This window comes from Coprococcus sp. AF21-14LB (assembly GCF_003458885.1).
Taxonomy (GTDB): domain Bacteria; phylum Bacillota; class Clostridia; order Lachnospirales; family Lachnospiraceae; genus UBA9414.
On sequence record NZ_QRVX01000005.1, the window covers coordinates 1 to 18,204 of the forward strand.

The following is an 18,204-nucleotide window of genomic DNA, read 5'->3' on the forward strand; positions in this document are numbered from 1 at the left end:
CAGATTCCACCTCACGGTGGACACCCTTGTCATTGGCTGTATCCTTCCCACTACTAGGGCGGATTAGGGACTTTCACCCATTAGCGACGTGCGCCGCAAGGCGCACCAAAAAACCGGATTGAAAAAATCTTCTCCAATCCGGTTCATACTCATCCACCAATATCTCACTTTGTTTTCTCTACCGTGCGTTCTGTTTCGCCTTAACTGCACTGCTTAACAAAAGCACTGTCATCAAAACTGCCAGCACAGCCACTATTATCCATGCTGTATGATAAGAGCCTGTCATATCATATGTCGCGGCAATCATCGGTGAGCCTACCGCAAATCCTGCATTTACAAACACAGAAACAAAACCATAAGTTTCCGCATAATGCTCTGCACCAAAAAGTTTACTTGTAAGCACTGATCCCGATACCGTTCCAATACAAGTCCCAAACCCAAAAATAACAGCCATAATATATAACATCATCTCTGAGCGATCAATGAAAAGAAGCATAATCACAGCAAGAATAAATACTGTATTTCCAAACAGAATTCCTGCTTTCGCACCATATTTGTCAAACACATGCCCTAACACAAGCTTGCCCGGAACTGCAATTGCCAGATATAAAGATACGATAGACGCGGCTTTTGCCGCAGAATATCCTGCATCAGTAATCGCTGACGGAATATGAGAGATAATCGCCCCGGTTACAGAAATCAATGCAATACCTATAATAAACATCCAGAACACTGACATCTTGCGAAGCTCTTTTAAAGATACATTCCACTCTTTCTCGTCTGATACTGCTTTTACATTAGCAGCCTCTCCATAGCCATACGGTACAAGCCCCTTGTCCTCCGGTTTCTGCCGAATTACCAACGCTGCTACCGGAACAAGCACAATAAACATGAGCACCGCAAGAATTACATATGTCTGTCTCCAGCCTTGTTCTGTAATAGCTTCGCAATAACCGGACTTAACAAAGCTCCGCCGATTCCTGAGCCTGCCATCGCAATACTCATAGCCAGCCCTCGCTGCTTTTGAAACCAGTTTGTAATTACAATAGATACCGGAAGCATCGTTGATGCAGATGCAAAAATTCCCACAAATACTGCAATAATATAAAATGCCGCCAATGTATTTGCAATAGAGAACATTCCATAGCTTACTGCAACTCCTGCAACACTTATTACTAATACCTTATGCATACACTTCTGTGACATAATCTTTCCAACAAACGGTGATAACACAATCATAACCAGTGTACTGATAGAACTAGCCAGCGTATACGCACTTCTGGCAAAACCAAGATCTTCTGTGATCGGTGTAATAAAAAGGCTTGCACAACTTACAAGCGGTGCATAAGCCAATGCCATAATCAATACACAGCTGACAACGATAAACCAACCATAAAAAACTTTTTTCTTTCCGTTCATTTTATTTCTTCCTCTCTTCTATTCCTCTGCGTGTTTTGCCAGCCAGTCCATTGCCACTTTTGCATATGCAGCAGCTCCAATCGGCAAACTTGCTTCATGAAACTGTACTTTTGGATTGTGCTGTCCTACCCATTTACTCTGATCATCTACGCCTGCTCCAACCGCAAAATATGCATTCGGCACACATTCTGAAATAAATGCAAAATCTTCAGACCCCATAACATGATAAAGCGGCAGAATCTGGAAATCCGGATTCAATTCCTGAATACTATCCACACATTCCTTAATCACATCTTCCGTACAGTTGACAGCCGGTACATTATAAAGTACTTCCAACTCTGCTTTTGTGCGATACGTTTCTGCAACTGTATTGATCATCTCTTCAATTCGATGAATCATTTTCTCTGCAATTTCTTTTTTAAATGTACGAAGTGTTCCCTGAAGCACAGCTCGCTCCGGAATAATATTGGCTGCATTTCCGGCATCAAACTGTCCAATCGTCAATACTGCTTCTTCTGCTGACGGACATTCTCTTGCAATCAGCGACTGCATCGCAAGATAAATCTGCACTCCTGCATTAATCGGATCTACACAGATTTCCGGTGTGGAACCATGTCCTCCTTTTCCCGTAAGCGTAATTTTAAACCCATACACAGAAGACATTGGTTCCGGACCATATCCAATCAAACCAACCGGTACTGTAGAGGAAACATGCATTGCAAATGCAGCATCTACATGTGGATTCTCTAAAATCCCATCTTCTACCGCCGCTTTGCCGCCGTGAAATGTTTCTTCTCCTGGCTGGAACAGTAATTTTACACAACCTTTCAATTCGGTTTCATGAGCCTTCAATAATTTGGCAGCGCCAAGTAAAATCGTGGCGTGAAGATCATGTCCACATGCATGCATACATCCATTTTCAGATGCAAACTCTACTCCGGATTCCTCCCTTACCGGAAGTGCATCCATATCACTTCTCAAAAGAAAACAAGGTTTTCCCTCTCCGATCAGCGCTGTTACATAACCTGCTTTTTCTGATACTGTGCACGCAATCCCCATTTCTTTTAATTGTTCTTTCACAAACGCAACGGTTTCTGGCAGAGTCATATCCAATTCCGGATGTCTGTGTAAATATCTTCTCCACTTTGTAAGTTCCTCTGCAAATTCTGTTGCTTCCTGAAGTAATGTTTTTACCATAGTTTTTCCTCCTTTGAGCGGATATTGTTGATAAAAAAATACCCGTCTGTTATGATAATATTATTCTTCTTGTGAACGATTATATCATTGCAGTTATCAACACAGGCATTCCCGAATACGTTATAGCGATATACTAATTCTATTATAGTAGCATTGATTTGATAAATCAGTTTGCTAAATTTACATACTGTCATGGAGGTTTCATATGAATTTCACGCATTTAGAATACGCTGTCACTGTTGCCAAACATGGCTCTATAAGTCGTGCTGCACAAGCTCTTTTTATCTCCCAACCCTATCTCAGCAGCACAATAAAAAAACTGGAAGATGAACTCGGCTTTTCCATTTTTAATCGAACGCGAAAAGGTATTACATTAACCGAAACAGGACAGGCTTTCATTTCCAGTTCCTGCCGAATTTTACTTGAACTCCATAAAATTAATGAATTATCTTCAGCACATTCAGATATGCCTTTAAAAGTCGCTTCATACTATTCAACATTTGTTACCAAAATGTTTCTCAACTTTATTCAAAATTCTCTCCATCTAGATTCTGATGGCTTAAACGAAATGGGTGTACGCAATATTTTTCAATCGATTTTATCCGGAGAAAATTCTCTTGGAATTTTTTTTCTATTCTCCGTCTAAACGAAATAATTATTTGAAAATGGCAGAAGAATATCACTGCATATGCCAGGATCTATTCCCACCATTTCCTTTATACGTTCTCGCTGCAAACCAGCATCCGCTTGCCTCTTTTTCTGCGGTTACACGAAAGGAAATCAATGATTTCAATTATGTATGTTATAATGACAGTTCTTCCTTAAAATATTTGAATATTTTGGGACTGAAAAATAACAAACGGATCCTTCAAGTGTCTGACCGGGGAAGTCTTCTGGATGCCATTGCCACAGGAAACTATATTTCTATAACAAGTATTATAGAAACTCCTTCCAGTCACGAGTTTGTGTTGCGTCCTTTTTCAGAGCCTGGTTTTTATTTAAATTCATGTTATGTAAAAGCGAAGAATTCTGATTTAAATCCTCGTGAACATGAGTTTATCGGCTATCTTCGTAAAGAATTTTCAAAACGAGTTACATAAAAAGCTGTGCCCGATGGATGATTCCATCGGTACACAGCTTTTTATTTATTCCCAAATTGTCCTATTTCGTTTTTTAATATCCATTATACTCGTTTTGAGATCTGTTCTTTCCTGATGCAGTTTTGCTTGAAGAATTTGTTCCTGCATAATTGCTTTCTCCGCCTCTATGACAGCTGCTGGAAGCTGAACTGGCTGAGCGATTCTTTGCACGGCCTTCTGTTCGATTCTTCGCATTGCTGCCCGTATTGCTAACAGCTTTATTCTTGTTCATCTCATCTGAAAATGTGTTTGTGTTTTTATTCTTTGCCATAATATAATTCCTCCTGTTTTTTTTATTACACCCTTATTATCTCAGAAGAAACTATTTTTTATACATAGAATCAAAAAGGAAGATTTTGAGATTTTTAAATTTTTTTCTTGCTTTTTTTAACCCATTATATTATACTACTAACTGTAGGAAGTATTCTTTCTACAACCCCTTATTAATTATTTATACTCCCCTCAAAAGACCGATGGCTCCCCCATCGGTCTTTTACTTTATACATATCTCTATATTTTCTTTAGCAATATTATTCTTGCTTTCATCTCCTATTTTTAAAGAAATTAATCAGTAATACAATTATGATTACCGGAACTACTACCGGTGCAAGCAAAGTAATAATACCTGATACAATCGAGAATATGAGAAAAATAATTCCTACCACCACAAGGATTACCGCTAGTTTTCCCCAGAAAGAATTCAACCGATATACCTTATGTTTGCCTCCATAATAACCGCTGTCTTCCTTTCGATCATCATGATATACCTGTGCGTCGCTATAACTTTCTCCTGCACTTCCCTGTCCAGGCGCTTCCAAAAGTGACCTGGCAATAACCCACGGATCTCCAAGCTCACTCAAAACTTCTTCCTCACTGCGTCCTTTCTGTACTTCTTCCTGAATATAATCTCTATAATAATTCAAATGCCCCTGGATTATATAACTATCCATTCCGTCAGCCAATGCTTCTTTCAGCTTTTCTAAAAATTCACTGCGCGTCATTCATTCCTCTCCTTTATCCTTTTTATGAAAACTCCTCAGACAAAGAATAGCATATTTCCACTGCAATTCCAAGTCTGAGGAGTCTTAAGTTTTTATAAGATTTATGAACTTTTCTTTAAGAAAAATACAGATTCCTTACGTCTCTTTTTCTATTTCATCTTACACTTCAAACAGAAGATCACTGTATGATGGCATCGGCCACATATCTTTGGAAACAATCATTTCCAGATGATCCACCGGCTCACGCAATGCTTTCATAGCCGGAACAACCTCATCATGATAGTAATGTGCCTGTTCACAGCCTTCCGCTCTTTTTCCGGCCTCTTCCGTCACTTCTTCCAGATGTACAAGCGCATCTTTTACCTCTTTGAGAAGATTATTCGTCTCTGTCAGAACTTCCATCTGCACAAGTGGTTCTGCTCCTGCACCCCGAACGGCAACAACGGTCTCAGCTACTGTCTTCGTATAGTTCATTACTGCCGGAAGAATCTGCTTTCTCGCAATATCGATCATCGTTTTCGCTTCTATATTAATAACTTTCGCATAAGCTTCGTACTTGATCTCCATGCGGGATTCCAACTCTGCCCGTCGAAATACACCAAATTTCTCAAAAACACGAACGGATTCCTCTGACACAAGTGCCGGGATTGCATCTACCATAGACGGAAGATTCGGAAGACCGCGGCGTTTCGCCTCCTCCACCCATTCCTGTGAATATCCGTTGCCGCTAAATACAATCCTCTGATGTTCTGTTGCATAGCGCTTAATCAGATCATGAACTGCCTGATCAAAATCTTCTGCTTTTTCCAATTCATCACACGCATCACAAAGTGCATCCGCAACAATTGTATTCAGTACAACATTCGGTCCTCCGACAGAATCTCTTGAACCGACCATACGGAACTCCCATTTATTTCCGGTAAAAGCAAATGGTGACGTACGGTTCCTGTCTGTCGCATCTTTTGTAAAGTCCGGAAGTGTGCGTACACCTGTCTCCAGAACGCTTCCTTTAATACTGTGAGTTGCTGTTCCTGTACTTACAAGCTGCTCCAGCACATCCTCAAGCTGTTCTCCGAGGAAAATAGAAATAATTGCCGGCGGAGCTTCTGCTGCCCCAAGACGCTCTTCATTCCCCGGATCTGCCGCAGATTCCCGAAGAAGCGCCGCATGTTTATCAACTGCCCGCAGCATACACATCATCAGCAAAAGAAACTGAATATTTTCATGCGGTGTCTTTCCCGGATCAAATAAATTCTTTCCGTCATCTGTGATCAGCGACCAGTTATCATGCTTTCCGGAACCGTTCACTCCGGCAAATGGTTTCTCATGGAGAAGACAATGCAGTCCCTGTCTGGAAGCAACTTTTTTGAGTGTTTCCATAATCAGCTGATTGTGGTCAACTGCTACATTGCATTCCATATAGATCGGTGCAAGTTCATGCTGTGCAGGTGCTGCCTCATTATGCTGCGTCTTAGCAGTTACTCCAAGCTTCCACAACTCTTCATTCGTCGTCTTCATAAATGCAGCGATACGGTTTCTCAAACTTCCAAAGTAATGATCATCCAGCTCCTGTCCTTTAGGCGGCATCGCTCCAAACAGCGTCCGTCCTGTAAAGATTAAATCTTTTCTCTGAAGATATTTCTCCCGATCTACGAGAAAATATTCCTGTTCGGCACCGACAGATGCCTTAACTCTCTTAGCTGTTGTATTACCAAACAAACGCAGGAAACGGAGCCCCTGTGTATTAATCGCCTCCATTGATCTCAAAAGCGGCGTCTTCTGGTCAAGCGCCTCGCCTGTATAAGAGCAAAATGCTGTCGGAATATAGAGGATGCATCCCGCTTCATCTTTCTTCACAAATGCCGGCGACGTGCAATCCCATGCCGTGTAGCCTCTCGCTTCAAATGTGGCACGCAGTCCTCCTGACGGAAAAGAAGATGCATCCGGTTCACCCTTGATCAGTTCTTTTCCAGAAAAGCTCATTAGAACTTTCCCATTCGCCATCGGAGCAGAAATAAATGAATCGTGCTTCTCTGCTGTTACCCCTGTCAATGGTTGGAACCAGTGTGTATAATGTGTTGCTCCTTTTTCAATCGCCCATTCTTTCATCTCATGCGCGATTACATCCGCAGTTTCCAGGTCAAGTTCTTTTCCCTCTTCGATCGTTTTTTTCAGATCTTTATAGACTTTCTTCGGCAGACGTTCCTGCATCACTGTATCGTTAAATACATTCTCTCCAAAAATCGCCGCTACATTCATGAATTCTCCCATCATTTCATCCTCTCGTTATTCACTATATCGTTGCTTTTGAAATTGCAAAGGCATTCCAATCACTGGAATGCCTTATTATTCTTCTCTAGTTGAAACTAAGCTCTGTCAATGGAACCGAATAATTCCATTTTTTCTTTTACAGTTGCTTTAATTGCTTCGAATCCAGGTGCTAATAATTTACGCGGATCATAGCCTTTGCCCTGCTGATCTTTACCTGCTTCTACATATTCACGTGTAGCTTCTGCGAAAGCCAGCTGACACTCTGTGTTAACGTTGATTTTAGAAACGCCAAGATCGATCGCTTTCTTGATCATCTCTGCCGGGATACCTGTTCCACCGTGAAGAACAAGCGGCATAGTTCCTGTAAGCTGCTGGATTGCATCCAGAGTCTCAAAACTTAATCCCTGCCAGTTTGCCGGATATTTTCCGTGGATATTTCCGATTCCTGCTGCAAGCATGTCTACACCGAGATCAGCGATCATCTTACATTCGTTCGGATCTGCACATTCTCCTGCTCCCACAACTCCGTCTTCTTCACCACCGATAGAACCAACTTCTGCTTCGATAGAAAGTCCAAGTGCATGAGACACTGCTACAAGCTCTCTTGTCTTTGCAACGTTCTCTTCGATCGGGTAATGAGAACCATCAAACATGATAGATGAAAATCCTGCTTTAATACATTTATAGCATCCTTCATATGTGCCGTGATCCAGATGAAGTGCTACAGGTACTGTGATATTCAGCTCATCAATCATAGCTTTCACCATATCTGCAACTGTCTTAAAGCCTGTCATATATTTTCCTGCACCCTCTGATACACCAAGAATGACTGGAGAATTACATTCCTGAGCTGTCAAAAGGATTGCCTTTGTCCACTCCAGGTTGTTGATGTTGAACTGACCAACTGCATAATGGCCTGCTTTTGCTTTATCAAGCATTTCTTTTGCTGAAACTAACATAATCTTTCCCTCCGATTTCTAAAATTCAACATTTTGATGCATTTCATTATAGCGCATTGACGTAGAAAATGCAAGCAGACAGCTTTCGTCAAACAACACAAAAAAAGAACAGTAATTGCTACTGTTCTTTGCGTAATGACCCCTAGGAGAATCGAACTCCTGATTCGACCGTGAGAGGGTCGCGTCTTGACCGCTTGACCAAGGGGCCTGATTGATTACTTGCTTAGTATATAACACTTTTGAATGAAATGCAAGCATTTTTTTATATTTTTTGAAAAATTTAAAAAATATCCGAGCATGTATGCGGAAAGCGGATACATAAAACCTGAGGAACAAGAATAAAATCCCTGATAAGTTTGCCGGGAAAGTCAAAACAAAAAGTCGATTTTGACTTTCTCCTGCGAAACTTGTAAATATTCTATCAGGATTCGCTTACATACCGTTTCCTAAATCTCTTCGTCTGAAATGCATACCAGATCCGGATTGGCTGTCAGCGCCGACAATTCTTCTGCCGGAACCATGATCTGAAGCTGCTGCTGAAGATTTTCAATTTCCACTTGATCATGCTCTCCTCCAAATTCGCCGTCAAGCGTCCACGGAATTTCCTCTTCTGACTCAAATCGAATAGCGCCTGTACGGAACGTGTACATATGGTTTGTATTTACCTGCTCGACAAGAAGCGCGGCAATAATCTCATTCAATTCCAATGGGTTTTTCGGCATCTTAATTAATGTTACTTCAAATTTCCCATCATCAAATACCACTTCTTTTCCAACCATTCCCCGGAAGCCCCCGACAGATTTAGAGTTTGTAACCATTCCAAAAATAAATTTGTCTTCAATTACACCCTCATCATATGTTACCTTTATTTTATAAGAAGGAATATTAAAAATTCTCTTTGCTCCCTCCAGCACATAAGCCAGATGTCCAAGCACATTTTTCACTTCCTGCTTTGTCTGATAAGCTACGTCCGTAAATAATCCAAAGGCTGCAATGTATACAAAAATTCCTTTATTAAATCTTCCCACATCACAGTGAAATAACTTTCCGTTTACTGCTGTGTCTGCCGCCTCCAGACGGTTCTTAGGAATATGGAGGCTGTTTGCAAAATCATTTGTCGTTCCCGTTGGGATATAGCCGATCGGTATCCGCTCTTTCCGCTTCATCATTCCCGTCACAACCTCATCAAGCGTGCCGTCTCCTCCACTGCACACAACGAGATCGTAACCATCCGGCAAATGCTTTACCTTTTGATATGCATCTTTATATCTCTGTGTCGGATAAATTACGATTTCGTAATCTGCCTTCACAAAAATGTCAAGAATATCCGAAAGTCCGGATTTCAAAGCACCTTTCCCAGCATTCGGATTATAAATAAAAATCATTTTTTTCATTTATGCTGCCTCCTTCTCGTATTACATTGGCTAAAAAGGCATGTACACGAATCTGTACACGCCTTTCACTGCGAAATTCTTATCTGTTTGCGAAAAACGCCTCAATTCCCTGAGCTGCCTCGCCTTCATCCACACCGTCTGTTACAACCATCAGTTTTTCTCCTCCGGCAAGTTTCAGACTCATCATTCCCATAATGCTCTTTGCATTAATCTTTTTGTTATCAATCTCTATATATACCTGGCTTGTATACTGACTTGCCTCCTGCACAAGCAAAGCAATTGGTCTTGCGTCCAAACCGTCATCCAGTTTAATAGTGATTGGTTTTTAATCATAATACTTCCTCCTTGTTCTCTCTTGCTCTGTCAGCAATCTCACTCAGCTTCCTCAGTCTATGATTCACCCCTGATTTTCCAACAGGTGACGAAAGCAGCTGTCCAAGCTCTTTCAACGTAGCTTCCGGATGTTCCAGCCTGACAAGCGCCATTTCTTTCAGCCCCTCTGTCAGAACATCTAATCCGATCGTATCCTGGATATACTTAATATCTCGAGCTGTTTTACCGCTGCCGAAACTGTCTTATGAATATTTGCTGTTTCACAATTGACGATCCGATTGACTGAATTTCGCATCTCTTTCAAGATGCGAACATTTTCAAGATCCATTAATGCTACATGCGCTTCCATCACATTCAGCATGTCAACAATTTGAGAACCCTCTTTCAAATATACAACATATGTCTTCTTACGCAAAACAATCTTCGCATCCACCCCAAAGCTGTCCATCATCGTCTGAAGCTGTACTGCTCTCGCTTCCGAAGCACATACAATTTCAAAATGATATGATTTTTCAGGATCGCTCATGGAACCTGCTGCCAGAAATGCCCCTCTAAGAAATGCCCGTCTGCAGCACATCTGCTGGACAACGATATTCTTTACAACTGACATCTCCTCAAACACTTCCCCTTCTCTGTCAAGAAGCTTCACTGCCTGAAGAATTCTGACTGCATCTGTATGGCTTTTCACAGCAACGGAATAAATCGTACTCCCTCTTGCCTGATTTCTGCGAATCGCGTTTTCAGTCTCTATATTAAAGGTTTTTTCGATTAATGTAAAGCACTTTCTTGCAACAGCTATATTTTCCGTATGAATTTTAATGGAAAACCGCTCTCTGCTGTCAATTATGACACTGCCGCAAAAGCTTAAAATCGCTGCCAGTTCTGCAATCTGGCAATGTCTTGCCGTCGGTAACTGCTGCGACAGCTCTTCTTTCACTTTCCCTGAAAATGACATGCGTCCTCCTTTTATTTCACCGCCGAATCCTTTCGAATGTCGCGATGTTCCGCTTTCACCCCATATTCATCCAACTGTTTTAGTCTCTCATACAGGGCATTCACAATCGTAACTGAACGATGTTTTCCTCCTGTACATCCAATTCCAATAACGAGATTATGTTTTCCTTCATTAATATAGTTCGGAATCAAAAACTTCATAAGATCTGTCAAACGGTCAAGGAATTCTTCTGCCAGTCCCCCCTGCATAACATAATCCTGAATTTCTTTTTCATTCCCGGTTTTTGGTCTAAGTTCAAGATCATAATATGGATTCGGAAGAAACCTGACATCAAATACAAGATCTGCATCATTTGGAATACCATATTTAAACCCAAAAGAGAGAATTGTCATGTAAAGATTTTTATAATCTTTATCAAGCACAATGACTCTTTTCAATTCCTGCTGCAGCTCTTTTGTGAGCATATGGCTTGTATCCACAATATAATCTGCCCGCTCTTTCAGAAAACGAATGCGTCCTCTTTCTCTGAAGATTCCCTTATCGATCCGTTCTCCCGATGCCAGTGGATGGCTTCTCCTCGTTTCTTTATAGCGTTTGATTAATATTTCATCTTCGGCATCCAGAAATAATATTTTGTAAGAAACATTTTCTTCCTTATAATGATCCAGTATCTCTTCCAGTGACTCCAGTTTCTCCCCGCTTCGAATATCAACTCCCAGCGCTACTTTATTTACCTTTGTTCCCGGAATCATCAAAAGTTCCTGAAGCTTTGGCATCAGATCCACCGGAAGATTATCAATACAAAAGTATCCCACATCTTCCAACATCTTCAGCGCTGTACTTTTACCAGCCCCGGACATTCCTGTGACAATCATAATTTCCATCTTTAGAATTCTCCTAACCGTTTTACCTCCGGTTCAAGTTCAATACCGGAGTTCTCCTTTACTCTTTTGATCACTTCATTCATAAGCTCTGTCACATCTTTTGCAGTAGCTTTTCCACGATTGATTACGAAACCGCAATGTTTCTCAGACACTTGAGCTCCACCGACTCCAAATCCTCTCAGCCCTGCCTCCTCGATCAGTTTTCCCGCAAAATTTCCTTCAGGACGTTTAAATGTACTGCCTGCACTTGGAAATTCCAGCGGCTGTTTCGTTATTCTTCGATTCTTCAGATCATCCATCTTCTCTTTAATCTCTTCCTGAGAAGCTTCGTGAAGCTTGAGTTCCACCTCAAGAACAATATATCCATTCTTTGCCACAGCGCTTGTTCGATAACCAAACTCCATTTCTTTATTTATAAGAACACGGATTTCATTTTCTTTTGTCAGCACTTTAACAGAAGTCACAACATCTTTCATCTCTCCGCCATAGGCGCCTGCATTCATAACCATAGCGCCTCCAATCGTGCCTGGAATTCCTGCTGCAAATTCAAATCCTCCTAGAGCTTTCTCATATGCTGCATTCGCAATCTTAGAAAGCAACGCTCCTGCCTGCGCCCGGATTGTTCCGTCCTCCAATACTTCAACTTCACTCATTTCTTTCCCGAACTGAAGGATCACTCCGCGATACCCTCCATCTCCGGCAAGAATATTACTTCCATTCCCTAGAATATAGTACGGAATTTGCTTCGATATGCATAACGCAATTACATTTTGGACTGCCTGTGCATCTTTTGCCGCCACAAAATAATCTGCCGGACCGCCAACCCGAAAAGTTGTATGCCCGGAAAGCATTTCCTGCGTCAGAACCTCTGACTTCCCTGCTGCTTCTTTCAACTCTTTATATATATCAAAATTCATAGTTCATCTCCTATTTTCTTTTTCTTTATTCTTAAATTGAATCGTCTTTATCATACAACAATCTCCTTTCAAATTCAATGTTTCTCTCTCGCATTTCTATTGCAAAAAAGTAGTAAATACGCTATATTTATAGGTATACGAAAATATAATAAAAAAAGGAGTGAACAGATCATTGGACTCGAGTGTCGTCATACAGATTATTGTTCTAATCATCTTACTTGGTCTGTCTGCATTTTTTTCATCTGCAGAGACCTGCCTTGTAACTATTAACAAGATTCGCATCCGTACGTTGATTGAAGAGGGAAATAAGCGTGCTCTCACACTGCTGAAAGTTACGGAAGATTCCGGAAAGATGTTAAGCGCTATTTTAATTGGCAATAACATCGTGAACCTTTCCGCATCCTCTATTTCCACGATGATCGCTTATAACTTCGGCGGTTCTGCCATCGCTGTTGCTACGGGTATTATTACTCTTTTGATTCTTCTGTTCGGAGAGATTACCCCTAAAACTGCAGCGACAATTCATTCAGAAAAGCTTGCATTAATTTATGCACCGATTATTCTTTTCTTAATGAAGATTGCGACTCCGGTTATTTTTGTTGTCAATAGCCTTTCCAAATGCGTGATGTTTATTCTGCGCATTGATACAAGCGCTAAGAATGACGCAATGACAGAGAACGAGCTGCGTACAATCGTGGATGTCAGCCATGAAGACGGAATCATTGAATCTGAAGAAAAGGAAATGATCTATAATGTATTCGATCTTGGCGATGCAAAAGCTAAAGATGTAATGGTACCTCGTGTACACATGACATTTGCCGATGTAAACAGTTCCTATGAAGAACTGATCGAAATTTTCCGTGAAGACAAGTTTACACGTCTTCCTATTTTTGAAGAGACGACCGATAATGTCATCGGTACGATCAATATGAAAGACCTCTTGCTGTACGACAACAAGAAGGATTTCCATGTGAAAGATATTTTACGTGAAGCATATTTCACCTATGAATATAAAAATATTTCTGAACTGCTTGTTGAGATGCGTGATGCTTCTTTCAATATCGCTATTGTTCTTGATGAATATGGCGAGACTGCCGGTCTGATTACCCTGGAAGATATTCTTGAGGAGATTGTCGGCGAGATTCACGATGAATACGATGAGAATGAAGAAGAATTCATCAAGGAAATCAACAAACAGGAATATATTATTGAAGGTTCCATGAACCTCGATGATCTTAATGATCAGCTTGAACTGGAATTTTCTTCCGAAGATTATGACTCTCTCGGCGGCTTCATCATTGAACATCTTGACCGCCTCCCGGAACTCAATGACGAGATTATGACTGCAGATGGCATCCGTCTTGTTGTAGAAAAGTTAGACAAGAACCGGGTAGAGAAAGTACATCTCTATCTTCCGGAAGATTACTATGAGAAAAAGAAGAAAAAGAGTCTTGACCTTGATCTTTTAGATGAGTAAACAAAAGGGCGCCGCTTTCCATTAACCTTAGTTAATTTGCGGCTGCCCTTTTACTTTTTTGTTGCTTATTTCTCTTTTACAAACCTTTTTACTCTCCCGGCCGATATTCCATATCGTCAAACCCATCCGTCAGCTTCTCAGCATAATTTTCAAGCATCTTCTGTGCATTCTCGCGGCTGTCTTCTTCCACTGTCTGATCCGTCTCTTTCATCTCGTCTTTTCCTGCTACATGGAAGATTTCATCCGGATCTACCTCTCCGACTTCTACATCTTCTCCTGCCAGCTGCATAACTGATACGATTTCGTCTACTGGAAGATCCATAAACATTGATAATTCTTCAATTGTAATCTTCCGCCCCATCTCTTCTGTCAGTTTCGTAATAGACTCGTCCAAGTCGCTGACCTTTTCCACCATCCGGTGATCACGCTTCTTTTCTTCCTCCAATGTTTCCTGAAGCGCCTGAATTCCCTGCAGTATCTCTCTTCGCAGAAATTCATCTCCATGATCTGCAGTATCTAACATTTCAATTGCCGTAATCAGACTTAAGTTTCCCTCCTGGATAATATCTCCCAGAAAAATTTCCGGGTGTCTCTGTGTCTTGGCAATCTCCACAACAACCGGAAGATAACTCTCCGTCAAACGCTGCTTTGCTGCTTCCTCTTTCTTCGCCGCCCGGGCAAATAATTCCGGCAATTCTTCTTTCTCTGCCCTTCGCAATGCTGCAAGATCTCTCTCATATTCACGCAGATACTCTTTTTCTTCTTCTGTAAATACCGCTTCTTCTCCTGCCGCAGTGACTGTTCCGCCTTTTTTCTCATAGCCACTGACAACAACTTTCTGGGAGAGCAGATAATCACATACCAATTCAATCTGCTCCTCTGATAAATGATCTTCTTCAAAATATTTCTCTACTTCGTCCATTGTGATCCGCATCCCCTGCTCAAAAGCAGCTGCCAGAACACCGGAAAGTTTTTCACGAAATTCCATTCGACCGTCCATACCATAACCTCTTTTCTTCTTTCTATCTTCTATTCTTCTCTCAGAAACCCTTGCAGATTATTATCCTGAAAAAATGTATTTCCACTATATAAAAACAAAGCGTCTGTAATCGGATAAGTTTCCAGTATCTCGCTCATTGTTCCCGCATAATAGCGCGGATCTACCATAACAATCTCCTTATAATACGGCGCCAGAAACGGAACAAAACTATTTGCGAAAGAATCTTTTAGCAATAATAGCGTCTTATCACTCGCTGCTGTCGTCTTAATATCAATCAGAGACGCATTGCCTCCCAAGAATACGCCATACTTATCCTTCGTCTTTAATTTAGAAGAATCATATAAAGATGTGCGCCGTTTCTGTTCTTCCACATAATTTACAATTACATCAACATTATTTTCTTTCGGAATATAGATTTCTATTTCTTCCATTTCTTTTTGTTCAAAACCACTTGTACTAGCCAGCACTCCATTAAACTTTGTCGTAACCGGATATTTATCATAACCGCCTGCTGCCTTTGTGTCAATCTCTAATGTTTCCGCCGCTGCCAGAAATGTCTTATACGCCCCCAGGCTCGTCCAATGGTGATCTGTCTGATAATAAATTTTCTTATCTTTTGCCTTGCTCAGCGGAGTAACTCCATCAATCCAGTGTACCTCGTCTGCCAATTGCGTTTTCACCTTTTCAAACATTTTCGCCTGATCTTTCTTTTCTGCAAATACTGGCAACGCATCCTGCAGGATTTCAGATGCATCCGGTACAAGAAGAAATGAAGTTCGTATCTCGCTTCTGCTCTTGACAAATTCATTGACTGCCTTAATATTTTCCTTCAAAAGCTTCGCATCCGGCACGACAAGTTCTTCCATCAGCTGCCCCTTTTTCCATGGAAAACTCCATTTTCCAGACGCTTCCGCCAAACTGCTTCAGAGATACATTCATTTTTCGCCACAGATTTCTTCCGGCAAACTGGTCAGACTGCCATGACTCAAATTGTTTCATGTAGCTTCCATTCAAAACACTTTCCGCTGTCAGCTTTGGTTTCTGTGTCAGCGATCGATTTTCTTCTTCAGAAACTGCCTTATCCTTTACAAATACATTCACAACCAGGAATAGCAAGATGCAGGCAAGAAACAGACAACCTAGCATGATATCTGCTTTCCTTCTCTGCTGCTTTCGTTTTTCTCTTCCCACAGCATCTGTCCCTCCTTAAAATCTAAAATACAAAAATGGATTAAATGAATCGGTAATCAGACATGATATCGATATCAAAAACAGAAACAGATAGATCCCATCCGTAATCCATTTGGAAGATGTCTCATATCCAAAATGATTCAGCAGCCTGATCGGAATCTTCGTTGAGCCAAGAATTCCTGCAATCCACAAAAGCCAGTGAGATGTCAGCGTAAACACAGTTACTGCCCCTGCAACTCCTTTCGTTCCAATCCCGATCATCATTCCCAGATAACGGAATGCTTCCTGAAGTCCTGTACTAAAGAAAAATACCCAGCCCACAAGTACAACCACAAGTGCATACAGATGACGCATTGCCCCCGGCATTTTCTCTATCCATTTTCCCCAAATATATTTTTCCAAAATCAAAAAGATTCCATAGTAAAATCCCCAGAACATAAAATTCCACGCTGCTCCATGCCAGAATCCGGTCAATGTCCAGACGACAAGCAGATTAAAAATATGTCTTTCTTTCGGCACCCGGTTGCCTCCAAGCGGAATGTATACATATTCCCTGAACCATGTACTGAGAGAGATATGCCATCTGCGCCAGAAATCCGTAATAGAATTTGCTGTATAAGGATAATCAAAATTCTTCTTCAATTCAAAACCGAACATTTTGCCAAGACCGATCGCCATATCTGAATAACCGCTGAAATCAAAATAAATCTGAAGCGCATAAGCTGCCGCTCCAATCCATGCTGTCAGAAGATATAAGGAAGTCCCTCCTGAAAATGCTCCGTAGATTTCTTCAAAGATCTTTCCCATTCCATTCGCGAGAATCACCTTTTTGCTCAACCCGATAATAAAGAATCTGACGCCTGCACCGAATTTCGCCGGAGACATCTTGCGATGCCGCAGCTGCTCTTCAATATCAATATAACGAACGATAGGACCTGCGATCAGCTGTGGGAACATTGAGATATAAAGCGCAAAGTTCAAAATATTTTTCTGCGGCTTTACTTCTCCCCGATATACATCAATCAGATAAGAGATTGCCTGAAAGGTATAAAAGGAAATTCCAATCGGCAATCCTAATTCCCGGTAAGAAATATTAACCGGAAGCACTGCATTTACAATTTCAATAAAGAAACCGCAGTATTTAAAAAATCCAAGCAACAGTAAATTCGCTGCCAAAGCCCAGATCAGACTTCGTTTCGCCCTTGCCTTTTCTCCAAGATTTTCAAAAATTTCTTTTCCGCAAAAATAATTCAGAAAGATCGATAAGATCATCAAAATAACATAAACCGGTTCTCCCCATGCATAGAAGAACAGACTCGCAAACATAAGAATCACATTGCGGAAACGTTCCGGAACAATCAGATTCAGCGCAATCGTAGCCGGAAGAAATATAAAAATAAATGTAATACTGCTAAACAGCATTTTCTTTCCCTCCTAAAGTGCTTTTGTAAATGCTTCCCGATAACTATTGCTGTCCGGCGATATTGCAAGAAATACATAAGTTCCCCGGACACTTTTCTGCGCTTCTTTCAGCATTTTTACCTGTTCAGGCGCATAACCCTCAAAGACATTTTTCCGTTCTTCGATTCGTTTTTCAATCGCATCCTCAAGTTCTCTTGCCTGTTCTGTGTTTTTCGCTTTCACAACTAACACTTCTTCCGCTGACATACTTGATGTGGAAACATACATCATTACTCCATCGTAATCCGCGCCATTCAAGCCGTAATATCTTTTCAGTCCCTGACTGCTCACATCCTTCATGTGCTCTGTATCGATTTTTTTCTCCATCGCCTGTTTTACTTCTTTGAACGGTCTGTTACTACCGCTCATATATACAAACACAAGTGCAGTATAAATAATAATACATCCGGCAAAAATATATTTCCAAACTACCGTACTGCCCGGACCTCTTTTTCTTCTGTCCATAGCTTCCTCCCCCTCAGGTTTTCATTTTCTCTGGCGCTCAGTTCCTCTGGGCAAATTTAAAAATTGCCACAAGAACTGTGGCAATTAAAACATACTTTATAATTCCATTCTCCCTACGCTTTATTATAGTAACCTTTCATA

General features: G+C 41.1%; 19 protein-coding genes, 1 tRNA gene and 1 pseudogene. 3 read left to right on the forward strand and 18 right to left on the reverse strand.

Annotated elements, in window-relative coordinates; genetic code table 11:
- Positions 1-178: 178 nt before the first annotated feature.
- Genes DWX73_RS13760 through DWX73_RS01985 form a run of 3 tightly spaced genes read right to left on the reverse strand, consistent with a single transcriptional unit; the run spans position 179 to position 2,616 of the window.
- A complete protein-coding gene (locus tag DWX73_RS13760; protein ID WP_278321063.1) occupies positions 179-892 on the reverse strand; it encodes an MFS transporter in 714 nt (237 codons plus the stop codon).
- A 14-nt stretch (positions 893-906) separates the two neighbouring features.
- Positions 907-1,419 carry an MFS transporter gene (locus DWX73_RS13765; RefSeq protein WP_278321061.1) on the reverse strand — a complete coding sequence of 171 codons (513 nt, stop codon included), beginning with the start codon at positions 1,417-1,419 and terminating at the stop codon, positions 907-909.
- A gap of 18 nt (positions 1,420-1,437) precedes the next feature.
- A complete protein-coding gene (locus tag DWX73_RS01985) occupies positions 1,438-2,616 on the reverse strand; it encodes a M20 metallopeptidase family protein (RefSeq protein ID WP_118346462.1) in 1,179 nt (392 codons plus the stop codon).
- A gap of 205 nt (positions 2,617-2,821) precedes the next feature.
- Here DWX73_RS01985 and DWX73_RS01990 point away from each other — a divergent pair, with 205 nt between their 5' ends.
- Positions 2,822-3,262: a LysR family transcriptional regulator gene (locus tag DWX73_RS01990; RefSeq protein ID WP_118346463.1), complete on the forward strand. Its 441-nt coding sequence runs from the start codon at positions 2,822-2,824 to the stop codon at positions 3,260-3,262.
- On the forward strand, positions 3,234-3,716 hold the full coding sequence (locus DWX73_RS01995; RefSeq protein WP_118346464.1) for a LysR substrate-binding domain-containing protein: 483 nt from the start codon (positions 3,234-3,236) through the stop codon (positions 3,714-3,716). The genes DWX73_RS01990 and DWX73_RS01995 overlap by 29 nt, the downstream gene beginning before the upstream one ends.
- A 73-nt stretch (positions 3,717-3,789) precedes the next feature.
- Here the strand turns inward: DWX73_RS01995 and DWX73_RS02000 are convergent, their stop codons facing one another.
- From DWX73_RS02000 to murB, 10 genes and pseudogenes are all read right to left on the reverse strand, one after another.
- On the reverse strand, positions 3,790-4,026 hold the full coding sequence (locus DWX73_RS02000) for a hypothetical protein (RefSeq protein WP_118346465.1): 237 nt from the start codon (positions 4,024-4,026) through the stop codon (positions 3,790-3,792).
- A gap of 271 nt (positions 4,027-4,297) precedes the next feature.
- Positions 4,298-4,756, reverse strand: a complete 459-nt coding sequence (locus DWX73_RS02005) for a DUF1700 domain-containing protein (RefSeq protein ID WP_118346466.1) — start codon at positions 4,754-4,756, stop codon at positions 4,298-4,300.
- A gap of 159 nt (positions 4,757-4,915) precedes the next feature.
- Positions 4,916-7,027: a glutamine synthetase III family protein gene (locus DWX73_RS02010; RefSeq protein ID WP_442871977.1), complete on the reverse strand. Its 2,112-nt coding sequence runs from the start codon at positions 7,025-7,027 to the stop codon at positions 4,916-4,918.
- 95 nt (positions 7,028-7,122) lie between these two features.
- A complete protein-coding gene (gene fba, locus DWX73_RS02015; protein ID WP_118346468.1) occupies positions 7,123-7,986 on the reverse strand; it encodes a class II fructose-1,6-bisphosphate aldolase in 864 nt (287 codons plus the stop codon).
- 136 nt (positions 7,987-8,122) lie between these two features.
- Positions 8,123-8,194, reverse strand: a tRNA-Glu gene (locus DWX73_RS02020).
- Between the two features lie 238 nt (positions 8,195-8,432).
- A complete protein-coding gene (locus DWX73_RS02025; RefSeq protein WP_118346469.1) occupies positions 8,433-9,380 on the reverse strand; it encodes a diacylglycerol/lipid kinase family protein in 948 nt (315 codons plus the stop codon).
- A gap of 79 nt (positions 9,381-9,459) precedes the next feature.
- Positions 9,460-9,699 (reverse strand): HPr family phosphocarrier protein, encoded by a 240-nt coding sequence (locus tag DWX73_RS02030; RefSeq protein WP_118346470.1) that lies wholly within the window; start codon positions 9,697-9,699, stop codon positions 9,460-9,462.
- Positions 9,700-9,709: 10 nt separating this feature from the next.
- Positions 9,710-10,668 (reverse strand): annotated as a pseudogene (gene whiA / locus DWX73_RS02035) (DNA-binding protein WhiA).
- An 11-nt stretch (positions 10,669-10,679) separates the two neighbouring features.
- Complete coding sequence (rapZ, locus tag DWX73_RS02040; protein WP_118346471.1) at positions 10,680-11,552, reverse strand: RNase adapter RapZ; 873 nt, start codon at positions 11,550-11,552, stop codon at positions 10,680-10,682.
- 2 nt (positions 11,553-11,554) lie between these two features.
- On the reverse strand, positions 11,555-12,469 hold the full coding sequence (gene murB, locus DWX73_RS02045; RefSeq protein WP_118346472.1) for a UDP-N-acetylmuramate dehydrogenase: 915 nt from the start codon (positions 12,467-12,469) through the stop codon (positions 11,555-11,557).
- A gap of 172 nt (positions 12,470-12,641) precedes the next feature.
- On the opposite strand from murB, the gene DWX73_RS02050 reads away from it, so the two are divergent.
- Entirely contained in the window at positions 12,642-13,946 is a 1,305-nt protein-coding gene (locus tag DWX73_RS02050) for an HlyC/CorC family transporter (protein WP_118346473.1), read from the forward strand.
- An 88-nt stretch (positions 13,947-14,034) separates the two neighbouring features.
- On the opposite strand, the gene DWX73_RS02055 is transcribed toward DWX73_RS02050, so the two are convergent.
- From DWX73_RS02055 to DWX73_RS02070, 5 genes are read right to left on the reverse strand one after another with little or no spacing between them, the layout of a single operon-like run.
- Positions 14,035-14,946: an RNA polymerase sigma factor region1.1 domain-containing protein gene (locus tag DWX73_RS02055; protein ID WP_118346474.1), complete on the reverse strand. Its 912-nt coding sequence runs from the start codon at positions 14,944-14,946 to the stop codon at positions 14,035-14,037.
- A 29-nt stretch (positions 14,947-14,975) separates the two neighbouring features.
- The gene (locus tag DWX73_RS02060) at positions 14,976-15,812 is read right to left on the reverse strand and encodes a DHHW family protein (protein ID WP_242996535.1); all 837 of its coding nucleotides are present in this window, start codon (positions 15,810-15,812) and stop codon (positions 14,976-14,978) included.
- Positions 15,763-16,137 (reverse strand): DHHW family protein, encoded by a 375-nt coding sequence (locus tag DWX73_RS13770; RefSeq protein ID WP_242996537.1) that lies wholly within the window; start codon positions 16,135-16,137, stop codon positions 15,763-15,765. Before DWX73_RS13770 ends, DWX73_RS02060 begins: the two co-directional genes overlap by 50 nt.
- Positions 16,138-16,152: 15 nt before the next feature.
- On the reverse strand, positions 16,153-17,559 hold the full coding sequence (locus tag DWX73_RS02065; RefSeq protein ID WP_118346475.1) for an MBOAT family O-acyltransferase: 1,407 nt from the start codon (positions 17,557-17,559) through the stop codon (positions 16,153-16,155).
- A gap of 12 nt (positions 17,560-17,571) precedes the next feature.
- A complete protein-coding gene (locus tag DWX73_RS02070; RefSeq protein ID WP_118346476.1) occupies positions 17,572-18,063 on the reverse strand; it encodes a DUF4358 domain-containing protein in 492 nt (163 codons plus the stop codon).
- Positions 18,064-18,204 lie beyond the last annotated feature (141 nt).